The following is a 21,733-nucleotide window of genomic DNA, read 5'->3' as shown; positions in this document are numbered from 1 at the left end:
AGTCACACGATCGTCCAAGACGAAGCATGGCGTTCGACCCCAGGCTTGTGGCTGCCCGGCAAAAGCCAGTCCGACTCACACCTATGTATAGGTTAGACTGGGCCAGGAAGAAGGTATGGTTTCGGCAACATCGGCTGGGGGAACAATGTCTACAGCGTCAACGATATTTCGCTTTCGCGATGTCGGAGGATCAGGCCACAATCTGGCTTTCGGCCTCATTGCCGTCGCGCTTGCAGCCGCGGTCTTTTACGTTGATACCTATACGGACATCGAGGGCGCCGTCGCGGTTCTCTATGTCGTCACCATGTTGCTTGCCGCCCAAGCGACCACGCGCACCGGCCTGCTTGTCATCGCTGCCGTTTGCGCTGCCCTCACGCTTCTTTCCTACGCCACCACGCATAGGAACGATGCAGACCTTCAATCAACCATCCGCCTGATTGTGGCGCTTGCTGCGCTGTTCGTTACGACCATGCTGCTCCTGAAAACGGAGAGCGCCCGCCTCGCGCTCCTTTCGATCAACTCCGCGCTGAAGGACAGCGAGGCCAGATACCGGTCGATTTTCGACCGCACGCGCGTGGCCCTTTGGGAGCGAGACTATTCGAAGCTGCGCAGCTATCTGGTGGATATCAGGGCGCAGGGCATCACCGATATCAAGGCGCATGCGCGCATTAATCCGGCCGTCGTCGATCATTGCGTCGGTCTCATCGAAGTGGTCGCGGCGAACGAAGCGGCACGCGAACTGCTGGGACCTCAGTCGGCGGCGGTCGGCACCCTGCGCCGGTCCGCCCTCCCCGGGCAAGAGAAATTCCTTGACGTGCTTCAGGCGATCATGGACGACGCAAGGGTGTTCGAAGACAAGGTCGAGGCACGGGCGGACAACGGCGAAGACAAGCTCGTGCTGCTCAGCATCAGCTTTCCCGAGGATCCGGCCGCCTTCAACCGCGTTGTTGTCAGCATGGTCGACATCACCCAGCGCGAAATGGCCCTGAAGGCCATAGCCGAAGCGCAGGCGGAGCTGACAAAGGCATCAAAGGCCGCGACGGTCGGCGCGATGTCGGCATCGCTTGCGCACGAGCTCAACCAGCCGCTCGGCGCGATCGTCGTCAATTCGCAAACGCTGCTGAGGTGGCTTGACCGCGACCCACCGGATCTCATCGCCGTGCGCCGCTCGGCCGAAAGAATGATCCGCGACAGCCAGCGGGCGAGCGAGATCATCCAGAATACACGCAGCCTGCTTTCTCCTTCGAGCAACAAGCTCGAGAACGTCAGCCTGGATAGGCTGATCGACGAGACGATGGCGTTGATGGAGCACGAGCTACAGCGCAGTGGCACGACCGTGCTTGTCGACCGGATGCCTGACATTCCGCCTGTCTCGGCCGTGAAGATCGAGTTGCAGCAGGTGCTGATCAATCTCATGACCAACGCTATCCAGGCGATGGACGAGGCCGGCAGTGCACAGCGGATCATTGAGATAGCGATGGAGCGGCCGGATATCGAGCATGTGAGTATTGCCGTGCGTGACTCCGGACCCGGGATCACCGAAGATGCGAAGGCCAAGCTGTTTGCCCCGTTTTTCACGACGAAGGTGACCGGCATGGGCATGGGCCTGTCAATCTGCCGCAGCACACTGGAGGCCCGTGGTGGAAAGCTCGATGGAACCAATCATCCCGAAGGTGGCGCGATCTTCGAAATGCGCCTTCTGATAAAGCCGGAGGTGGAACATGGCTGAGACACGCAAGTCACAAAAGGAAGCGCCCGGACCTGTGGTCTTCATCGTCGATGACGACCTCTCGATGCGAGAAGCGCTCACGGACCTGTTCCGCTCGATGAAATTCGACGCGCAGGCATTCGACAGCGCGACGGCCTTCATGGAGGCCGCAAACGTCGATCGCCCCGGCTGCATTCTCCTCGATGTGCGCTTGCCTGGTGTCAGCGGTCTGGAATTCCAGACGCAACTGGAGCGCATCGGCAGCAAGATGCCCGTTGTCTTCATGACCGGATTCGGGGACATTCCGATGAGCGTGCGGGCAATGAAAGCCGGCGCCGTCGACTTTTTGACCAAGCCCTTCAAGGATCAGGATATTCTCGACGCGGTGGCAACGGCGATCGCGCGCGATGCCGTGCGCCGACGCCAGAATGCGCAGAGCGAAGCCGTTGCCTCGCTTGCGGGAAGCCTGACACCGCGTGAGCGCGAAGTCATGGAAGCGGTGGTCAGGGGGCTGATGAACAAGCAGATCGCCTATGAGCTCGGCATCAGCGAGGTCACAGTGAAACTGCACCGCGGCAATGTGATGCGGAAAATGGACGTTCGCTCGGTGGCAGAGCTTGTGAGGAAGGCCGAAATGCTGGGCGATGGCGTACGACCACCTGTATCTTAGTATGGTATCTTTGAAGCGGGCATGAGCGCATAACAAGACTTCGAAAGCAGTCAAAAAAGGTCGTTTCATTGCCCCCAGTCCCTACCATAGCCGTCGTAGACGACGACCAGGCTATCCGTGAAGCCATGGATGATCTCGTCAAGTCCTGCGGTTACGAGTGCCAGGTGTTCGCCTCGGCGGAAGAGTTTCTCGCCTTCGAACCGCGATCGATAATCGATTGCATGCTCGTCGATGTGAAGATGCCCGGTCTCAGTGGGATCGAGCTGCAGGCTGAATTGAACAAGCATTCGCAGCGCCCCCCGATGATCTTTGTCACCTCCTACAAGGATGAACGGACGCGCAGCGCGGCGATGAACGCGGGTGCATTCGCTTTTCTTGGAAAGCCTGTCGATATCGAAAAGCTGATCGGTTGCCTGGAGTCGGCGCTCGGGCACTGAGAGGTGAAGGGCAATTGAAATTGCCGTGATTGCGCTCGGGAATACCACAGCGCGCCACATCATCGTCAATCGGCACGGCCCACCAGAGCGAAGCGAACCGCACGATCAGGAATTCGGCGCTTCGCCAATGCATGCATCTCCTGACCGACACCGTCTGGGAAAGCGACCTTCTGTTTGGCCGGCTACAGGCGTGTCCCGAAAGCAACGCGCGCAAGGAGACAAGACGATGTTCCTCGCGCTTCGACTTCATCGCCGACCACCGCGGCATGTTCTCGCGCCTCGCCCTGACCGAAGCGCAGGTCGACCGCCTGCGAGACGAGTTCGGGATCTACATGGTCGGCGATTCCCGCTTCAACGTCGCGGGCCTCAAGGAAGGCCGGCTCGACGACCTCGCCGGAGCGATCCGGCCGACCAACTACGAGACGGGTCCTTCCGGCAGCGGCTCGCAGGTGCGGACGTCAATGATCGGCTCGTCCCGGTATGAGGCGTGCGTTCTCTGATCGTTCTTAGCGAGAACGGTTGGCGTCTCGGCATGGGCAGCCCGCGTGACGGCGAGCCAAACGATACTAGCCAGGAATATGAGCCGGCCCCTTCATTGCCCTTGCACCCTCGGATCGGCCCACATCCCGAAGCCGCCACGTCCGATCTTCTCCGCATCGCCAAGATCGGGCCGCATTAGCGATCCGCCCGGCTTTTTCGCGAGCCTCAGTGCGCCGAGCGAAACGAGCTGTTCCTCAAGGTTTGCGACAGTGTCGAGCGTGCCTGGAATATTGTAATAGCCAAAACAGGTGACATCCTGGCTCGGCGCATGCTCTTCCGAGACAAAGGCACGGCAGAACAGCACCTTGGGGTTCTTCAGCAGGATCTCGAGCTGGGTCCGCGCGAAGTCCTCACAGCGGCCGGCGAAATTCTCTTCGCGATTTACCATTTCGCCGGCGCACGGTTCGACGCCATAGAGATGCAGCCTAACCTTATCGTCAACGCGGATGTCGGTCGGCGACGCGGCTTTAAAACCGCTGGCCGAGGCAAAACCCTGTCGGCCGACGACCTTCCGATTGCCGTCGTAGTACTCGATGACCAGGACCGTCTTCCCAGGCGCTGCAAGCGATTTCACATAGACCTCGTCGACCACCCCCGCAGCTGAAGCGGGCGATGACGGCATCGCCGGCACGACCAAAGCCAGGCTGCAAGCCCACCTTCGGAACTTCACTAAATTCGTAATCATTGAAGCTCTCGCTCAAAAGTTTCTTTTCGGGCTTCCACAATCCGCATTTTCGATGTAGCAGATAACGTATTGAGTTATTGTTTTGGGTTAGGCTAGCGGGTTTCTTAGGAAACGACAACCGTTTTTGTCGAGCGTAGTTCTGGATGAAAGGCGTGCAATGAAGGGCATACTTTTTTCCGCAACGATCATGGCACTGACTGCCGGCACCATGACTGGTATCAGCGCAAACGATCTGAAATCATTTGCTTTTAGCCGTTTTCCAAACGAAAAACGGAACATTGGCACTGCGCTGGATCAAGTTCTCTCACATCTTCAGGCGGACGCGAGACAAGAGTTTTCGATGGGGAAAGACGGCATTCTCAGCAACGCAAGTCGCGATCTTTCGTATTACTATATACGTATAGCTGAACCGAACGTCTCTATCGCTCTAGAACGCGAATATGACACGCGACAAGACGAAACCGTCGGCGATGAACATAACGAACTGAGTCATAGTCACTTGTCGACTAGCCGTTGCGGGCCGTCGCCACTTGGCCCGGCAGCTATCCGTGATTTGGTCATCGCCTCGGCGGACAAGCACGGCGTCGACCGAAGCCTTGCAACGGCGATCGCCTGGACCGAAAGCCGGTTCGATCGGATCCGCAACAGCCCGAAAGGCGCGCGCGGCGTCATGCAGTTGATGCCGGCAACCGCGCAGCGTTACGGGGTACGCGACGTTTGCGATCCCGTCTCGAACATCGACGGTGGTGTCCGCTATCTCCGCTCGCTCATTGACCAGTTCGGCAACCCGCTGCTTGCGGCAGCCGCCTACAATGCCGGTGAGCAGCCGATCTACGACCATCACGGTGTGCCGCCCTACCCCGAGACCGTCGCCTATGTCGCAGCCGTCCTCAACTATCAGCTTGGGCTCCAGCCGCTCCGCGTAAAGAGCGCGACGCTGCAGTCGGGCGACGGCGACCGATCATCAACTCGAAGCAACAGCGTCATCGGCGCAACCGCCACGGCAAAGTTCGTTGGCGGCGTGATGCAATTCTAGTACCGCGCCACAGAGATTATGACGGGTTGGGTTATCGTAGAATGGGCAAGTCTTCTGGTGGGATGAGAAGTTGGATGCTGCGTGCTGCGCCTGGCACGCGGGATATAAATCCTGCCTTCTCGAGGGTCAGCACCATCTGGTGAACAGACGGAGCCGTAACGGCGAAGTGGCGACGCATGTCGGCTTCGGCCGGAGGCTGTTTGAAGATGCGGCTGTAGGCGTAGATGAAGGCCAGGTACTGGCCTTGGACTTGCGTAAGGCCATGTCTTGCCGTTGCGGCTTGCGGGTCAAGTGAGGGACTCATTTTCGGATTCATCTGCGTCTCCGCGCTGAAGGAGGTGTCGATGAATATAAAGTTTCACGTAGAGCTTAGCCAATCGGAACGTGATCAACTGGCCGTTTTGTTGAGCGGGGGACGCCATGCGTCGCGCAAGATCAAGCGCGCCCAGATCCTGGTGGCGGCGGACGAAGGCTTCAGCGACGAGGTGATCGCGGCAACCTTGAACGTCAGCGGATCGACGATTTACCGGACCAAGCGCCGGTTTGTGGAAGCCAATCTGGAAGGCGCGCTCAGTGAAGAACCGCGCCCGGGTGTTGAGCGCAAGCTATCGAGCAAGGAGGAGGCGCTGTTGGTGGCGACCGCCTGCTCAAAGCCGCCGCCCGGGCGAGCCCGCTGGACCCTGGAGCTTCTGGCCGATGAGATGGTCCGACTCACCGATCATGACGAGTTGTCCTCGGAGACCGTACGTCGCCGGCTGGCTGAGAATCATCTCAAACCTTGGCGCAAAGACATGTGGTGCATCCCAAAGCTCGATGGGGAATACGTCGCGCGCATGGAGGATGTTCTCGACCTCTACGCAGAGACGCCTGATCCACAAAGGCCCGTGGTCTGCTTCGACGAGAGCCCGACCCAACTCATCGGCGAAGTGCGCGAGCCCATTGCGGCCAAGCCTGGCCAGCTTGAACGCTACGACTGCGAGTATCGCCGAAACGGCACGGTCAATCTGTTTGTCTTCATGGACGCCCACCAGCCCTGGCGCAGGGTGAAGGTCACCGATCGGCGAACCAACCAAGACTTCGCCCAGTGCATGCGCGAACTGGTCGACGTCGATTATCCCGACGCCCCGATCATCCGCGTGGTGATGGACAACCTCTCCACCCATTCCGCCGGGGCGCTTTACGACGCATTTCCAGCCCCGGAGGCTCGAAGGGTGCTGAAGCGACTGGAGTTCCACCACACGCCCAAGCACGCCAGTTGGCTCAACATGGTCGAGATCGAGATCGGTGTCCTGCGCAGCCAATGCCTCGACCGTCGTATCGACAATAAAGACACCATAATCGCCGAAGTCGCAGCCTGGGAGCAGCAACGCAACGCTAATGGCGCAAAGATCCAATGGATGTTCACAACCGAAAAAGCCCGCCAAAAGCTCCGCAAAGCTTACCCCGTCAAAGAGTCATAATCTCTGTGGCGCGGCACTAGTGGCATGAGGAGAAGGACATGAAGATTCCCGATACTTTCCGGCAATCCCGGGCGCTCCACATCGTGACAATCTGCTCGCTCGTTGCGACAGCCCAGTTTTTCAGCGCCGATTTGGCGATGGCGCAGCAAACGAGCCAGGCCTTCGCACCACTTCAGGCCGTGATGCAGGCGATCGTCGACTTCATCACCGGACCCTTTGGACGGTTGTGCGCGATCATCGCGGTAATTTCGATGGGCTTCCTCGCCTTTGCCGGTCGCCTCAGCTGGCTCCTCGTGGGCGGCGTTGCACTCGGCATTGGTCTCGTCTTTGGGGGGCCGGGCATTGTCGATGCACTGATATCCGTTGTCGGGCACTAAGTCATGGCCGAGCCCGACCTCACAAAGCCGATCCTCACCCCGTTGATCATCGGTCTGACGCGCTCGCCGACCTTGTGGGGGGTGCCGTACATGGCGGCCATCATCGTCATGGGTCTCACGATCATCGCCTGGCTTGCCACCAACAGGCTGTGGGCGTTGCTGACCGCCCCGATCGCCTATCTGGCTCTTTTCACCCTTTGCACCTGGGACGCTCGTATTCTGGACGTCCTTCAAGTCTCAACACGATTGACGCCGCGAACGCCGAACAAGGTCTTCTGGGGCGGCAATTCCTATGGGCCTTGAACCATGCTGAAGGTCGTGCGCGAAGAGCTCGGTTTCGGCGTCATCGGCGGCCGCGAACGGCCGATGTCGAAACACATCCCCTATCTCAGGCATGTGGCGGATACGGTCGTCAATCTCGCCGATGGCGCGCTGATGAGTGTCATCAAACTCGACGGCCTCTTCTTCCAGACAGAGGACCAGGCCGAGCTCAACATGCGCTCGGCAGTCCAGAACACGATGATCAGGGCGCTCGGATCGAGCCGCTTTTCAATCTGGTCGACGGTGATCCGCCGCCAGATTGATGCCGCTCAGGAGGGCGCGTACGAGGACCCATTCTGTGCTGCTCTTAACCGCCGCTACATGGCAGCACTTGCCCAAAAGCGACTGTTTGCGAACGAACTCTATCTCACCATTGTTCGCTCGGGCATGCGTGGCCCGCTTGCGATCGGCGACAAGCTGCGGCGCCTCCTGGATCGTACAGCGGGCAGCGATTTGCGTGACCAGCAACTGCGCGAAGCGGTCGGCGAGCTCGAGGAGCTGACGGAAAACATTGTGCGCGATCTTCGCAAGTACGGCGCCCGCGCACTCGGCGTCGTCCATCGCGCCGGCGAACCCTATTCGGAGCCGCTGGAGTTCCTGAACACCATTTTGACCTGTGGCATCCCGCGGAAGATGCGCCTGCCCAGGATGGGTATTGCCAACTACGTCGGAGCCTCACGACTGCACTTTTCGAGGCGAACATTACAGGCTCAGGGCGCGACGCCTGACGACAACCGCTATGGCGCGATGCTCTCCATCAAGGAATATCCCCCCTTCACCGGTCCCGGCATGCTCGATGGGCTCCTTCAGGTGAACCACGAGTTCATCCTCACCCAGTCCTTTACGATCGCCGACAAACCGGTGGCCCAAGAGCGCATCACCCGCCTGAAGCGGCAGATCGCGCGTCCGATGAGGCCGGCAGCGATGTCGAAAACGATATCGATTTCGCGCTGAACAGTCTGCTGAACCAGGAAGCGGTGTTCGGTTTCCATCATCTCTCCCTGCTTTGCCTTTCGCGCGACCTCGACGGCATCAACAAGGTGGTGTCCGAACTCGGCGCCTGCTTGACCGACATGAACATCAACTGGCTGCGCGAAGATCTGAACGCAGAGGCGGCCTTCTGGGCCCAGCTTCCAGGCAACCATGCCTACATCGCCCGAAAAGCGATGTTGTCGAGCGCCAATTTCTCCGGCCTCTCGTCGATGCATAATTTCGCGTCCGGCCAGAGCGAGCGCCTGCACTGGGGAAGTCCCATCACCATCCTGGAGACGACCAGCCAGACGCCCTACTGGTTCAATTTTCATCAGCGCGATATCGGCCATTTCCTGGTGACCGGCCCGACCGGTTCAGGCAAGACCGTGGCGCTGACGTTCCTTCTGGCGCAGGCGTTCCGTGTGCGACCGACGCCTAAGGCGGTATTTTTCGACAAAGACCGGGGTGCTGAAATTTTCATCCGGGCGATCAACGGCACCTATGAGGTGCTCACCCCGGGAACGCAGACCGGTTTTAATCCCTTGCAGCTTGAGAACATCGGCGAGAACCGCGAATTCCTCCTGCGCCTCCTCAAAACGATGCTGCGGCGTGGCGATGGTGGCGATTTCGATCAACAAGAAGAGGACGTGCTCGAGCGCGCCATCGTGCGGCTGATGCAGGAGCCGGCCGCAGAGCGCAATCTTTCCAACCTCTCCGGTCTGCTGACCGGCCGATCGCGAGCTGATCCCAACGATCTGCATTCGCGTCTGAGGCCATGGATAGATGGCGAGAAGGCTTGGCTGTTCAATGCTCGCCATGATGTTCTGTCCTTCTCCGATCGAAACGCCGTCGGCTTCGACATGACAAGCATCCTCGACAATGACGAGGTGCGCACGCCAGCGCTGATGTACATCTACCACCGTCTCGATGAGTTATTCGATGGCGCGCCGGTGATGATCTTCATGGATGAAGGCTGGCGGTTATTGAGGGATCAAACCTTCAGCGACTTCATCATCGACAAGGCGAAGACGATCCGAAAGCTGAACGGCATCGTCGGGTTCGGAACGCAATCGGCCGCCGACATCGTCCGCTCGCCGGCGGCGCATACCCTGATCGAACAATCGGCGACCAATATCCATTTCCCCAATCCCCGGGCGGATGAGGAAAGCTATATCGGCGGGTTCGGTCTGACGGTGAAGGAGTTCAACTTCATCCGTAACACGCCGCCGGAGAAGCGGGCCTTCCTGATCAAGCACGGCCATGACAGCGTGATTGCCAGGCTCGATCTCAGCTCGATGCCTGATCTGATCAAGGTTCTGTCGGGACGGAAGGAAACGATCGAGGAATGCGCGAGCCTGCGCGAGACCCATGGCGATGATGCCGGAGCATGGCTCCCTACCTTTTGTGGCTGGGAGGATGGCACATGAGCCGAGGCCCCCTGCCGGTCTCCGTCCTGACCCTGTTGCTGATCGGCTTTGATGCAGGCGTTGCGATGGCCAACGTCCCCGTGATCGATGGCATCAATCTCGGTGAGCACCAGGAGCGCGACAAGACGACTGATGACATCGAGGATACCGACCACGATCGCCATACGATCCACACCTCGGTGACATGCTCGGTCTACCGGCCGGGCCGCAGCAATGATCCGGTTGGTGCGGCGAGCGCCAATCCTGAAATATCCGGCCTCGTACGGCGCGTCGCCCGCGAGGAACGCGTCGATGAGAACCAGTTCCTCGCGCTGGTCTACCAGGAAAGCCGTTTCAATCCCTGCGCCAAATCCAGTGCCGGCGCCACGGGCCTGGCGCAGCTTATGCCGGGGACGGCGGCCCAGCTCGGCGTCAACGAGAACAATATCGAGGAAAACCTGCGCGGTGGCGCGCGGTACTATAGGCAGCAGTTGCTCCGCTACGACAACAATGTCTCGCTGGCGCTCGCCGCCTACAATGCCGGCCCCGGCAATGTGAACAGGTATGGCGGAATTCCGCCGTTCAAGGAGACGCAGGGCTACGTCCGCAGTATCACGCAGGATTGGCTGCCGGCATTCGGCGGCTCGGACAAATCAGGAATACTCCTCAATTTCGGGGGTGGCGAGATGGCCTATGCCGGAATGCGTTCCGCGACATTGAACGCGATGGGAACCACTGCGGCGACTGGCGACAGCCTTGCCAATGTTTCGAGCTGGTATCAGCAGCTCGGTCAACTTCAGACCGGCACCATCCAGGAGAGCTGGGACCATAATTCCACGGTGCGCAACGCCAATCTCGAGATGATGAACAACGTCATCAAGCTCGGCACGGCGATGGCCGATCTTGTCAACGCCAGCAATGCCGTGTCCTCGGTCAATCTTTCCAGCTCGTCGCGAAGCACCGCCCATGACGAGGGCGATGAAAAGCCACGGGACGTCACCGGTCTCTGCGACCCGCGCCAGAACCTCGTCTGGAGCGATGCGCACAAGGCCTGCATCGAGAAACGGGAAAACGAGGACCAGGTTGAGCTGATGCTGCAGCCGCAATGATAGGAGAATCGATATGAGAGCCATCGTGCTGAGCAGCCTTGCGCTGCACGTTCTGCCGAGCGTCGTGTTGGCTGACGTGCCGGTGATCGACAGGACCAACTATAAGGTCGCCCAAAAGACCGCGGAGACGACCAGGCAGATCCTGGACACGAACAAGAATATCCTGACGACCGTCGAGGATACGTTGAAAGCGGTCACCGGCGATCGCGGCAGCACGGCGGCCCCCTTGAAAGACCTTGCCATCGGCAGCGGCTTCAGCGTCTCGGCGATCCCGTCCTTCGACAGCATCCTGAAAGAAGGCGTTCCGAACCTCGGCAACATGGGCGGCGACATTGCCAAGGGCGCAACGGTGTTCATCAACGGTTTGCAACTGGTCAAATCGCTGTCCGGCAAAGAAGACAGCACTTTTTCCGGCGACAAATCCTACGAGCAGCTGGTGAACACGGTCCTGGGGGTATCGGCACTCGTCAACGGGTCGCAGCAGGCGATCAAGAGCCGACGCAGCGCTTTCGAGCAGGCAGGGGGCCAGATCGGCACAGCGCAAGACATCAAGGGTTCGATCGATCAGAACACACAGCTGCAGGTTCAATCAGGCCTGACGCTCAACGAAATGATCGGCGTCATGAATGGCGCCGTCACGTCCCTGCAAGCGGAGAACCAGCGGCGTCTCACCGATATTTCAAACACCAAGAAGGCGCTGGCCTATGGGAACTGACATGGCAAAGCGTGAAATCGGCACCGCTCTTCTGGTCGCGGCAATCGTTGCCGGCTGCGGCACCGTCAAGGAAAAGACGGCGCCTTGCAGGCGTCCGGTCAATCTCACGTCCTTTGCGGGCGATCCGAGGCATGAGTGCGGGCCGATGCGACGCGTGAACGATCCGGCCGCGGCCTTTGCGGTGATCGGCGTGATGGATCAGGATCAGCATTAGGAACGCGCCAATGCAGGATTTTCTCGGTGATCTGCTCGACCGCATCGAGAACTCGGGGACGAGCTTCTCGGAGAAAGCCTATACGATCGTCGGCAACGAGATCATGCCGCTGCTGCAGACCTTGTTCGTCGTTTATGTCGCCTGGTACGGGCTCCAGCTTGTCATGGGAACAGCCCGGCTCGGCGTCGGCGAAATCGTCGGACGCATCGTGCGTATGATGATCATCCTTACGTTGGTCAGCTCCTGGGGCAACTTCAACAACCTGTTCTACCGCTGGATCAACGACACGCCCGAGGACGTCGGCCGTGCGATCCTGGCAGCATCCGGCACCGGAATTTCCGAGCCGACCAATGGCATGTCGATGATCTGGCGCACCGCCAACGAGGCGGCCTCGGCTCTTGCCGAGCAGTCTGGCTACCTCACCATCCTGCCAAGCATGATCGGCGTCACTATCATGGTCGGCGCCGGTGTCTTCATTGCGATCGCGCTTGCCATTCTGATCCTCGCCAAGGTGATGCTTTGGGTGCTGATTGGAACCTCTCCTATCTTCATCAGCTGCATGCTGTTCGAGAGAACGCGCGGTTACGGCGTTGGCTGGTTCAATCAGCTGCTCACCTACGCCCTGATCCCGCTGTTCATCTACGTCATTGCCGCATTCCTGATTGCCGCCATGAATCCTGAACTATTGAAGATCGACGCAGCCAGTGGTTCGAGAACACTCACGCTCGCCGATATCGCCGGCTTCCTGCTGCTGTGCATCGCGGGCGGCTTCGTCATGCTCTACATCCAGTCGTTGGGCCAGGGCATCGCTGGCGGAATCGCTGCAGGCATCGGCAACGCGGCGACCAACATTGCCCGTTTTGCCGGCGTAAGGGTACCGCTTGCGGCCGGTAAGGCCGCTCTCAGCGTTGGGAGAGCCGCCTACCAGGCCGGGCGGGGTCTGGGCGAGCGCGCCCGAAATGGCGGTAACGACGATGCCTCCGGCACGCGTTCCGCCATGCAATCACGCATCACCCAGAACAGCACGCCAACCTGAACGGAACCGTTTCCGAAAAGACATTTGCTATGGCCGATTCCAAAGACCTCAATCTACGCACCTATTATCAGAGCGGCGATATCTGGGAGCAGGAGATCGTCAAAAAGGCGAAGCGCTCGCGCACGCTTGCGTGGTTCGTTGCAACGATTTTCGGCGGCATCACGCTGTTGAGCTTGCTCGCCCTCGTCATGCTCGTGCCGCTGAAAAGCTTCGAGCCCTACATCGTCGAAGTCGACAGGAGCACGGGCTATATCGAGGTGAAGACCGGTCTAACGCGACCGACGAACCTCACGGAACAGCAGGCGATCACCCAGGCCAGTATCGTCCGATACATTCGGGCTCGCGAGGGGTACGATCCCTATGCCATCGAACAGAATTTCGGCATAGCGGCACTGTTGTCGACGGGCAATGCGGCGCGCGAGCTGCAGGACCTCTACAGCGCCACCAATGCGAAGAACCCGGCCAAGGTCTACGGCAAGAGCAAGCGCATCACCACCGAGATCGCTTCGGTCACCCTCCCGAACAACTCCACCGGCATCGTTCGTTTTTCGACGACGGAGCTCTCCGACACCGATTCCGTTACCAACCACTGGATCGCGGTGGTTCGCTATCGCTACACCGACACGCCGGCGACCAACGAGTGGCGCTTCGAGAACCCTCTGGGCTTCCAGGCCTATGACTATCGCCGCGACCAGGAAACGGTGACGGGGAGCGGCCAGTGATCAAACCGCTTCTCTTTGCCATTGCCGTCATGGCTATTAACGGCGCCGACAGCGCCACAGGCGCCGAGACGCCATTGGCGGGCCGTCTCGACCCTCGCGTCACCAGCGTCGTCTATCAAGCGAACAACGTCGTACGTGTCTTCGCGACCTACGGCGTCTCGACGATGATCATCTTCGACGAAGACGAGAAGTTCGAAACGATCGCCGTCGGCGATACGGACAGCTGGGACGTGGTACCGACCGACAAGGGCAACATCCTCTTCGTCAAGCCGAAGGCGAAGAACATCGCGACCAACATGAATGTCGTGACGACGAAGCGCATCTACTATCTCGAGCTTAACGACTATGCGCCGGAGGACAACAAACTGGTGTTCGGCATTCGCTTCATCTATCCCGACAAGGCCCTGAACGCCTCGCTTCGAAAAGAGGCGGAAGTCCGCGCCGGCTACCCGAACATCTCAGGCATCGAGAAGGCCAACGTCAACATCGACTATTCCTTTTCCGGCGATGGCCGGCTGAAGCCACTGATGGTCTTCGATGATGGTAAAAAGACGTTCTTCAAATTCGGCGACAGAGTACCGGCGATCTTTGCTGTCAACGCGGACTTCACCGAGACCCTGCGCAATTTCCGGCGCGAGGGCGACTACATCGTCGTCGACGGAACCGCTGCACAATATACGCTGCGCGACGGGAACCAGTGGACCTGCATCTTCAATCTCAGAAAGCCCGATTTCGGCGCCCCGGATCCAGCGATCATGGGGCCAGTGCCGGATGACAAGGCGACAATGCGAAGAAGGAGCGGCAACGGATGAAACGATCGCCCGAACTCGAGGCGATGTTGGCTGCGGACGAGACTGAAGTGCGCGATCAGGGTGCCCGGCGCAAGCAGCTCATCGGCGGTGCTGCGCTGTTGCTCGGGGGGGCAGCACTCGCTTATGTGATCGTCTTCGCACCGCAAAAGCGTCCAGGGGATGTCCCTCAGGGTGACGAAGAATTTTCCACGACCACCTTCCGGCCGCCGTCCTTTCTCCGTGAGGACCGCAAGCCCGAGCAGAAACCGGCCGAGAATATCATCCAGCTTCCGCAGCCGCCGGAGGAAGAGAAAGAAGACCATTCGGATACCACGGAATTTAATGTTCCGCCTCCGCCCGTCGCCGTCGAAACCGCCGAACAGAAGCAACAGCCGCCCGAGGAATTCCCGAAGCGATTTCTTTCCAAGCAGATTGTTACAGACTCCGCCAAGGCCGACAGCGGAGACGGCTCGCTGACCGGTGCCGCTGCGGAGGGTGCACCGACCGTGGCGGGTGAGGATAGCAACAGCAAGTTCCTGGCAACGGCCTCGGCAATTGGCGATCGCTCGGCCAAGGCGCGTCAGATCGGGCGGCTGGATGCCATGATCCCCGAGGGCACGCTGATCCCCGGGATTCTTGAAACTGCCATCAACAGCGACCTCCCTGGTCAGATCCGCGCCATCACTTCCCAGGACGTCTATTCCTTCGATGGCCGTCGGATCCTCGTTCCGACGGGAACGCGGCTGATTGGCGAATACCAGTCCGATATGACCCGTGGGCAGAAGCGCATCTTCGTCATTTGGACACGGCTCCTGCGCGACGACGGCGTTTCCGTTCGGCTGAACAGCATCGGCACCGACAGCCTCGGCCGGTCCGGCCTCACCGGTGTCGTCGACAACAAATGGCGCGAGCGTTTCGGCTCGGCCGTCCTGCTCTCCATTGTCGGTGCTGGCTCATCCTATCTTACCGGCTATGGCACCGGCCAATACAGTTCCGGCAGCAGTAACAATGGAGAGTCCGATTCCCAACGCGCCGCCGACCTGGCTCGCAAGACCATCGCCCAGACCTTCTCCGACATGGCCAACCAGGCGCTCGGAGAAAACCTCAAAATTCCGCCGACGATCAGCGTCCACCAGGGTGAGCGCATCTTCGTCTATGTCCGCCAGGATCTCGACTTCTCCGCCATGTATCCGGATCCGGTCGAGGCAGCCTTGAAGGAGATCAAGCATGAGCGAGGCCTTGGCACGGGTCGCGGCGTCAGGCAATGATCCGCATTATTTCCTGAAGCGGGCGCTCTCCCCGCTGGCAGAGTTTCTCGCCGATCCAAAAGTCGTCGAGATTTCCATCAATCGGCCGGGCGAGGTGTTCATCGAGCGTCTCGGTTCACCGCATATGGAGTTTCATGAAATCCCGGCCCTGACGGGGACCGAGATCGAACATATCGGCGAGCGGGTGGCCGCCACGAGCAACCAGTTCATCAGCCGCATCAATCCACTGCTCAGTGCCGCACTGCCGGGCGGCGAGCGTATCCAGATCATTCTTCCACCGGCTGCTCCTGATGGGGGCGCCATCTCGATCCGTAAGCAGGTGATCAGCGATTTCACGCTGGCGCAGTATCGCGATAGCGGCGCGCTCGATAAGGTTTCCGTCACCGTCGGCGGATTGAGCGGGACCGAGCAGAGGCTTGTCGCGCTCCTGAAGGCGGACCGCATCCACGACTTTGTCGAGACGGCCGTCCGTGAACGCGTGTCGATCCTGATCAGCGGCGGCACGTCCACCGGCAAGACGACCTTTCTCAACGCCTGCCTCAAGAGCATCGACGTGCACGAACGCATCCTGACGCTCGAAGACACACGCGAACTCTTCCCGCCTCATCGCAACAGCGTCCATCTGGTCGCATCGCGTGGCGATCAGGGGACGGCCCATGTGACAATCCAATCGCTTCTCGAGGCATCGTTGCGCATGCGGCCGGATCGGCTATTCGTCGGGGAGATCCGCGGGGCCGAGGCCTTCGCGTTCCTGCGCACCATCAACACGGGTCATCCCGGCAGCATGTCGACCGTGCACGCCGATACGCCCATGGGGGCCTATGAGCAGCTCGCCATGATGATGATGCAGGCGGGGCTGTCGTCGGGCTATTCGAAGCCGGATCTGATGTCCTACATCCGCATGGTGATACCGGTGGTGATCCAGCTGCGCCGTGACGGTGGCCGGCGCGGCGTATCGGAGATCTACTATGCCCGGCGCGTGCCATGAGCCGATCTTATCTTTCGATCTATCTGCTGTTCTGCGTGCTGATCGCCGCAGCCGTCTGGATGATGAGTTACAGCCTGATCCTGCTGCTTGTCTGGAAGGATGGTCGAATTCTGCATTTGATGACGACCACCAATCCCTTGGCGCCAATCCAGCAATTCGTCGCCTACTCGAACAGCCGGCCGTTGCGACTGGTGGCAATCGGATCTTTGGGTCCAGCGATTTTCGTCGCAGCTGCTGCGGCCGCATTCGGACTGCGTCGTCCCGCAAACCCGCTGGGAGATGCCGCATTTCAGGACATGGCGTCGCTGCGACGTGGGGGCTGGTTTCGGAAGGATGGACATGTCTTCGGCCGCGTCGGAGGCAAAATTCTTCGCCGCAAGGATGACCGCCATCATCTGGTAATCGGCCCAACACGCTCCGGCAAGGGTGTCGGTTATGTCATTCCAAATGCTCTGATGCACAAGGGCTCGATGATCGTCACGGATTTGAAAGGCGAAATATTCGAGCACACCGCCGGCTACCGGGCGCACAGCGGTAACGGCGTCTACCTGTTCTCGCCGGGATCGGCCAAGACGCACCGCTGGAACCCGCTGGATTTTGTGCGGACCGATCGTGGTAGCCGCACGCTCGACCTGCAGAACATGGCAAGTATCCTCATTCCCGAAACAATGGGCTCGGAAAACGCCATCTGGCAAGGGATTGCTCAGCAGGTGATTGCGGGCGTCATCAGTTACGTGTTGGAAAGCCCGCACTACAAGAACCGCTGCAACCTCGGCGAAGTCAACAGCTTCTTCAACTCAGGCGTCGATCTGCAGGTCCTGATGAAGCGGATCAAGGAGAAGGAGCCCGATCTCTCCAGGTTCACGACCGAGAGCTTCAATGCCTATATCGCTCTGAATGAGAGAGCGGCACGTTCTGCCCTTCTGGATATTCAAAAGGCTCTGGCACCGTTTCGCAACGAGCGCGTTATCGCCGCTACCAACGTGACCGACATCGACCTGGCGTCCCTTCAGCGGCGGCCGGTCACGATCTACCTGGCGCCGAATATCACTGACATGACGATCCTGAGACCCTTGCTGACGCTCTTCGTGCAGCAGACCATGGAGCTGCTCACCCGCGAGCATAACTCGAGCGCCCTTCCCGTCTATTTCCTGCTCGACGAATTCCGCCAGCTGAAGAAGATGGACGAGATCATGAACAAGCTGCCCTATGTGGCCGGCTACAACGTCAAGATGGCCTTCATCATTCAGGACCTTAAAAACCTCGATGAGATCTACGGAGAAACTGCGCGGCACTCGCTTCTCGGCAATTGCGGCCTGCAGCTCATTCTCGGCGCTAATGATCAGGCTACCGCCGAATATTCCTCACGGGCGCTTGGCAAGCGTACCATTCGCTACCAATCGGAATCCCGGACACTGGAACTGATGAGCCTTCCCCGTCGCACCAAGGTCGAGCAGATACGTGAGCGCGACTTGCTGATGCCGCAGGAGGTTCGGCAGATGCCGGAAGATCGCTTCATCCTGTTGGTCGAGGGTCAGCGTCCGATCTTCCAAACAAAGCTTCGCTATCACGTGAGCGAACCATTCAGGAGTGCTGCGAAATATGCCGCGGAACATCCCGTCGACGTTCCGGAAACGGAGTTCGCCGCGACCCTTCGGGTTCCCGCCATCGCAGCGGGAGATGAGACCGTGTCAAGTCTCCCTCCCGAGGGAGGTCAAGCGCACGCCCCAATGTCAAACATGTACACGACAACTGAGAGTGCGGAGACAGGCGCGAAGAAGGTAGCGCGCAGCATCCGGGCAAGACCAAGATCCAGCGTAAGTCGGAAAGCGAAATCGAAGCTGATATCGCCCGAAGGTGCACTGGCCGGCGATCGGCAGGCGCAAGTCGAAGAAAAGTTGTTACCGACAGGTAGTCGTTTGAAAGCTGCGATTGCTGCGTCCCTTGCTGCAGTACCCGATATGCCGTTGCCGCGGCGGAAGAACATCAAGGAGATTTTGGCGCAAACCATCCCTGATCCGGTCGAAATCGGCTTAGAATAGGCCAGGTCTCCGCACGAGGAGGCTCATATGGCAAATGCGGCCCAACGCGAGAGGCGGCACGTCGCTAGTTGTCCCCAAGGATGGCTTCCAAATCGCGGGCGCCATGCAAAACCCGCTCGATACGGACGGCGTGGTCATGGACGATGTAAAACATGATGTAGCGTTGAAAGACAGCTGATCGGACACCTGGCCAAAGCGAGAAGCGCGGCGTACCGGCTTCTCAGCCCTGCAACGAACCGGACCGCCCGCCGCGCGTTCGCCTCGCATGGATCAGCCGCCTTATCGCTCGCGATCGTCGCGTTCGCGCTCTTGCCGTTCATCGGTCTCGCGCTGGAGCTGGTCGAGGCTCGGAATATGTTGCTGGGCTGGATCGGAGCGCGTCGCATCGCCTGATCGAGGAGCTGGACGATCCCGACTCTGCTGCGTCATATCGGCGACCGGCCTGTCCCGTTCCTCTTCAGTTTGAACACGGCTTGCCTCATCGTCATGATCGCGCAACACGTCCAGAGCGGTAGGTGACGTCTGGATCACCGAGGTGCCGTTCCCTTCCTGTGTCATCTTGCCACCGCGCTGCGGCGAGCGCTCGGCCGCTTCGATCGCAATCCTGAGGTCGTGATCCACCTCGGCGATTTCTCGGATCAATGTATTGCCGGAGGCACCGAGCTCACCCACACGGGCAATTACAAGGTCCAGGCTTGCCTGCAACGACGCTTTATTGGCGTTGCCTTCGCCTGCATCCGCGAGGTCGATCGCTTCACGGTAGTGCTCCACCTCGAGCATGATCTCGTTTGCTGCTTCGACGGTCCGCAGCCCATGGCGCGCGACCGACTCGTCCCAGCGCACGTTGGCATCGTTGTCACCTTCGCGCAGCCTTGGCTCATCGCTGGCGATCCGCTCACCGTTTTGCTCCTGCAGTTCCATCAGTTCGCGCCGCACACTTACATGCTCACGGGCTGCAGAGGCAATCTCGTCGAAGTTTGCGCGCTCGTTTGCGGGAATGACGCGTTCCGCCTGGAACAGGGCGGTCTCGACACGCTTCTCATAGGCTTCGAATTCGGATCGGCTCATTTGACGCATTGGCTCATCCCTCGAAACGATCTGATCCAGAGATACCAGATGCGTTATGAATTGCGAGCGCAAACTTTCCGTCTTACGCCCACCAGGCACTCGGGGATGATCACGCACCACTTCTGATTCTAAACGGATAAGCTGCGATTGAGCGAAGCTTTCGACTCCTTCTCCGCCATGTTCTGTGGCCACAGCCTCCCATTGGCGCTTAGCGAAATCAGTATAGCGTCGGCTTCGCTCTGTTTGAGGCAAGCTATGTCTGTCGGACCGCTTCGCATCATATCGTCGCTGCGCGGCCTCGCTCGTTGCCTCGTGTTCGGTTCGCCCGTGGCGATTTGTCGGACGCACCTGGTTTTTGCCATAGGCCGCGGCACTCGCCCGCTCGCGCCGATCGGTCATTTCCATATTGATGCCGTGCGCGCGTGCCTTTTCCGCCATCGTCACCCGCCAGCGACGAAACACCGAAATCGTCGTTTCGATCCGATCGCCGGCATCCGAACGCATGGCAACGATCGCATGGACGTGCACATGCGGCCGTTTGCCGCCCGCCTCCTCGGGCTTTGGGTCCTTCGACGGGTCATGCAGGGAAAACACATAGCGGTAACCGGCAAATTCCTGCGCCAGGAACCCTCGTGCGGCGGCATGGGAAGCCTGGACATCCGTTCCGGCCCGTGCCGAGAGGACGACATGCATGACGTCGCGCGGCTTGCGGCTATGCAGGCCGTCGCGCCATTTGAGCTGCACGACATCACCGGCCTGCTTGGCATCCGTGATCGCACCGCCTTGCTCATCGTGAACGACGCCCTGGTGTCGACCGACAAGATCACGAAGCCGGGCGGAGCCGTAGTCTGTGCCGTTGCCGTAACCGGTGAAGCGAAACATCGTTGCCACGCTCTGCTCGCCCTCGTCACCATCCAGACGACCTTGCACGATCGCCGATGCTTTCGCGTCACCGGTGAGGCGCTCACCCATGCTGTCGCGCAAGACAGTGACGCCCTCGATGGTAAAGCCCGTGTCATCATTGCGAGGCGATGCGGCAAAGGCAAACATCCGGTCACCAAGCCCGCGTTTGAGGATCGCCCGCGCCTGCTCGTGAATAGCCGATGCCGGATCGAACTGCTCCTTCACCTCCACCACGAATGACCCGATATCGCGGCTTTCGGCGCGATTCTTCATCAGGTGGTCCCACTCACCCGGGACCGAGGACAGTTCATCGCGGCCCCGCAGCTGTTCGCCACGCTCGTTCTCGACGACGACGTCGCCGTTGCGCGAGATATAGCCGATCATCGCGCCAAGCCTGCTGCCGCCACCGAAGGACGCCATCTTGACCACGGCCGGTTGGCTGCCGGACGCGAGTGATGCAAACCGGGACCGCATGGAAGGTTCGCCGGCGCCAAATCCAGCCCTCAACCCGGCCGAACGGCGGCCGCGTTTGGTCCCACCATGCATTCGGCCGGCGACAAGAGATGCGGTCGGGACCGCTCCGCCGCGGCGCCGGCGCTCCTCTTCCTCCAAAGTCTTGCCCCGGCCCAGCGACCGCTCGTGTAGCAGCGCTGCCCTACGCCGCTCCCACTCATTCTCGAACGCACCGAAGAAGAACTCCATCAGGCGGTTCCTCGCCGCCGTTGGGCGCCGCGCGCCGCGAAACGCCTGAGCTCGAGCATGACGGCGGCGACGATCTTTTGAATATCTGCCGTTTGAGCAGAGATCGCCTTGGCATCAACGTGACCGCTGCTGTTTGCGGCGCGCGCCAGCTGGTTGAGGTTCACGCCAATCGCCCGCATGTCCGACAAAAGCAGATCCAGAATTGCCCGGTCGTCATCGGTGAAGAAGGGGCGGACGCCCGCGCCTTCCAATGTCAGTGACCGCATAAAGGCCGAGATGGTCATTCCGGCGCCTGCGGCAACGCGCGCAATGACGGCGATTTCGGAGGTGCTGAAACGCGCGTGCACGACCCGATCCTTCCGCTTGTCTGCCGCTCCCGATTCGATCACCTTGCGCTGGCTTGCCGCCATTTCATCCTCTTCGAAACAATCGCCGCAGGCGCCATCGACGGCTTGTCCGTCGATCGTCAGCAAATTTGTATCACAAATTTGCGTATCCTGCCAAACATCACTATACGTATTTAGTATTGTTTTTTCAAGCTGTCATCGGAGAGCCTTGATGGG

22 protein-coding genes and 1 pseudogene are annotated in these 21,733 nt (G+C 59.8%); 18 read left to right on the top strand and 5 right to left on the bottom strand.

The genetic code is table 11. From position 1 onward, the window contains the following. Positions 1 to 145 precede the first annotated feature (145 nt). The 4 genes from WGT02_RS08525 to WGT02_RS08510 all read left to right on the top strand — a co-directional run bounded on the left by WGT02_RS08525 (position 146) and on the right by WGT02_RS08510 (position 3,315). On the top strand, positions 146 to 1,729 hold the full coding sequence (locus WGT02_RS08525) for a sensor histidine kinase (RefSeq protein ID WP_208248289.1): 1,584 nt from the start codon (positions 146 to 148) through the stop codon (positions 1,727 to 1,729). Beyond that, the gene (locus WGT02_RS08520; RefSeq protein WP_024317106.1) at positions 1,722 to 2,378 is read left to right on the top strand and encodes a response regulator transcription factor; all 657 of its coding nucleotides are present in this window, start codon (positions 1,722 to 1,724) and stop codon (positions 2,376 to 2,378) included. The genes WGT02_RS08525 and WGT02_RS08520 overlap by 8 nt, the downstream gene beginning before the upstream one ends. Before the next feature lie 68 nt (positions 2,379 to 2,446). Beyond that, positions 2,447 to 2,815, top strand: coding sequence for a response regulator transcription factor (locus WGT02_RS08515; protein ID WP_024317105.1), 369 nt, complete (start codon positions 2,447 to 2,449; stop codon positions 2,813 to 2,815). 29 nt (positions 2,816 to 2,844) lie between these two features. Then, on the top strand, positions 2,845 to 3,315 hold the full coding sequence (locus tag WGT02_RS08510; protein ID WP_037071051.1) for a hypothetical protein: 471 nt from the start codon (positions 2,845 to 2,847) through the stop codon (positions 3,313 to 3,315). A gap of 92 nt (positions 3,316 to 3,407) precedes the next feature. Here WGT02_RS08510 and WGT02_RS08505 read toward each other — a convergent pair whose 3' ends face one another. Next, entirely contained in the window at positions 3,408 to 3,977 is a 570-nt protein-coding gene (locus tag WGT02_RS08505; protein WP_029710268.1) for a hypothetical protein, read from the bottom strand. Positions 3,978 to 4,539: 562 nt separating this feature from the next. Between WGT02_RS08505 and WGT02_RS08500 the strand changes: the two genes are divergently transcribed. Beyond that, positions 4,540 to 5,076, top strand: a complete 537-nt coding sequence (locus WGT02_RS08500; RefSeq protein ID WP_374046182.1) for a lytic transglycosylase domain-containing protein — start codon at positions 4,540 to 4,542, stop codon at positions 5,074 to 5,076. A 31-nt stretch (positions 5,077 to 5,107) separates the two neighbouring features. Here the strand turns inward: WGT02_RS08500 and WGT02_RS08495 are convergent, their stop codons facing one another. Continuing rightward, positions 5,108 to 5,392, bottom strand: coding sequence for a LexA family transcriptional regulator (locus tag WGT02_RS08495; protein ID WP_225039569.1), 285 nt, complete (start codon positions 5,390 to 5,392; stop codon positions 5,108 to 5,110). Positions 5,393 to 5,420: 28 nt separating this feature from the next. On the opposite strand from WGT02_RS08495, the gene WGT02_RS08490 reads away from it, so the two are divergent. From WGT02_RS08490 to WGT02_RS08430, 13 genes and pseudogenes are all read left to right on the top strand, one after another. After that, complete coding sequence (locus tag WGT02_RS08490; protein WP_208245192.1) at positions 5,421 to 6,536, top strand: IS630 family transposase; 1,116 nt, start codon at positions 5,421 to 5,423, stop codon at positions 6,534 to 6,536. 38 nt (positions 6,537 to 6,574) lie between these two features. Next, positions 6,575 to 6,913, top strand: coding sequence for a TrbC/VirB2 family protein (locus tag WGT02_RS08485; RefSeq protein WP_208248292.1), 339 nt, complete (start codon positions 6,575 to 6,577; stop codon positions 6,911 to 6,913). Positions 6,914 to 6,916: 3 nt separating this feature from the next. Next, positions 6,917 to 7,216 carry a type IV secretion system protein VirB3 gene (locus WGT02_RS08480; RefSeq protein WP_024317100.1) on the top strand — a complete coding sequence of 100 codons (300 nt, stop codon included), beginning with the start codon at positions 6,917 to 6,919 and terminating at the stop codon, positions 7,214 to 7,216. Positions 7,217 to 7,219: 3 nt separating this feature from the next. Then, positions 7,220 to 9,633: pseudogene (locus WGT02_RS08475) on the top strand (VirB4 family type IV secretion/conjugal transfer ATPase). Continuing rightward, a complete protein-coding gene (locus WGT02_RS08470; protein WP_208248294.1) occupies positions 9,630 to 10,721 on the top strand; it encodes a lytic transglycosylase domain-containing protein in 1,092 nt (363 codons plus the stop codon). The pseudogene WGT02_RS08475 and the gene WGT02_RS08470 overlap by 4 nt, the downstream one beginning before the upstream one ends. A 13-nt stretch (positions 10,722 to 10,734) precedes the next feature. Beyond that, complete coding sequence (locus WGT02_RS08465; protein WP_024317098.1) at positions 10,735 to 11,436, top strand: type IV secretion system protein; 702 nt, start codon at positions 10,735 to 10,737, stop codon at positions 11,434 to 11,436. Position 11,437: 1 nt separating this feature from the next. Beyond that, on the top strand, positions 11,438 to 11,650 hold the full coding sequence (locus tag WGT02_RS08460) for a hypothetical protein (protein WP_024317097.1): 213 nt from the start codon (positions 11,438 to 11,440) through the stop codon (positions 11,648 to 11,650). Positions 11,651 to 11,660: 10 nt separating this feature from the next. Then, positions 11,661 to 12,686 (top strand): type IV secretion system protein, encoded by a 1,026-nt coding sequence (locus WGT02_RS08455; protein WP_024317096.1) that lies wholly within the window; start codon positions 11,661 to 11,663, stop codon positions 12,684 to 12,686. Between the two features lie 29 nt (positions 12,687 to 12,715). Then, positions 12,716 to 13,408, top strand: a complete 693-nt coding sequence (locus WGT02_RS08450; RefSeq protein ID WP_024317095.1) for a virB8 family protein — start codon at positions 12,716 to 12,718, stop codon at positions 13,406 to 13,408. Continuing rightward, entirely contained in the window at positions 13,405 to 14,220 is an 816-nt protein-coding gene (locus WGT02_RS08445) for a TrbG/VirB9 family P-type conjugative transfer protein (protein WP_375679367.1), read from the top strand. The genes WGT02_RS08450 and WGT02_RS08445 overlap by 4 nt, the downstream gene beginning before the upstream one ends. After that, the gene (gene virB10 / locus WGT02_RS08440) at positions 14,217 to 15,467 is read left to right on the top strand and encodes a type IV secretion system protein VirB10 (RefSeq protein WP_024317093.1); all 1,251 of its coding nucleotides are present in this window, start codon (positions 14,217 to 14,219) and stop codon (positions 15,465 to 15,467) included. The genes WGT02_RS08445 and virB10 overlap by 4 nt, the downstream gene beginning before the upstream one ends. After that, the gene (gene virB11 / locus WGT02_RS08435; protein WP_024317092.1) at positions 15,427 to 16,455 is read left to right on the top strand and encodes a P-type DNA transfer ATPase VirB11; all 1,029 of its coding nucleotides are present in this window, start codon (positions 15,427 to 15,429) and stop codon (positions 16,453 to 16,455) included. Before virB10 ends, virB11 begins: the two co-directional genes overlap by 41 nt. Beyond that, on the top strand, positions 16,452 to 18,497 hold the full coding sequence (locus tag WGT02_RS08430; protein ID WP_208248296.1) for a type IV secretory system conjugative DNA transfer family protein: 2,046 nt from the start codon (positions 16,452 to 16,454) through the stop codon (positions 18,495 to 18,497). Before virB11 ends, WGT02_RS08430 begins: the two co-directional genes overlap by 4 nt. A 64-nt stretch (positions 18,498 to 18,561) precedes the next feature. Here the strand turns inward: WGT02_RS08430 and WGT02_RS08425 are convergent, their stop codons facing one another. From WGT02_RS08425 to mobC, 3 genes are all read right to left on the bottom strand, one after another. Continuing rightward, positions 18,562 to 18,651 (bottom strand): hypothetical protein, encoded by a 90-nt coding sequence (locus tag WGT02_RS08425; protein ID WP_231052139.1) that lies wholly within the window; start codon positions 18,649 to 18,651, stop codon positions 18,562 to 18,564. A 125-nt stretch (positions 18,652 to 18,776) separates the two neighbouring features. Continuing rightward, the gene (locus tag WGT02_RS08420; RefSeq protein WP_208248299.1) at positions 18,777 to 21,170 is read right to left on the bottom strand and encodes a conjugal transfer protein TraA; all 2,394 of its coding nucleotides are present in this window, start codon (positions 21,168 to 21,170) and stop codon (positions 18,777 to 18,779) included. After that, positions 21,170 to 21,643: a plasmid mobilization relaxosome protein MobC gene (gene mobC / locus WGT02_RS08415; RefSeq protein WP_318246544.1), complete on the bottom strand. Its 474-nt coding sequence runs from the start codon at positions 21,641 to 21,643 to the stop codon at positions 21,170 to 21,172. The genes WGT02_RS08420 and mobC overlap by 1 nt, the downstream gene beginning before the upstream one ends. Between the last annotated feature and the right edge of the window lie 90 nt (positions 21,644 to 21,733).

The sequence above is a fragment of the Rhizobium sp. T1470 genome, from assembly GCF_042140505.1.
Lineage (GTDB): Bacteria > Pseudomonadota > Alphaproteobacteria > Rhizobiales > Rhizobiaceae > Rhizobium > Rhizobium favelukesii.
Note: the sequence above shows the minus strand (reverse complement) of the source record. Positions and strands in the feature narration are given on the sequence as shown.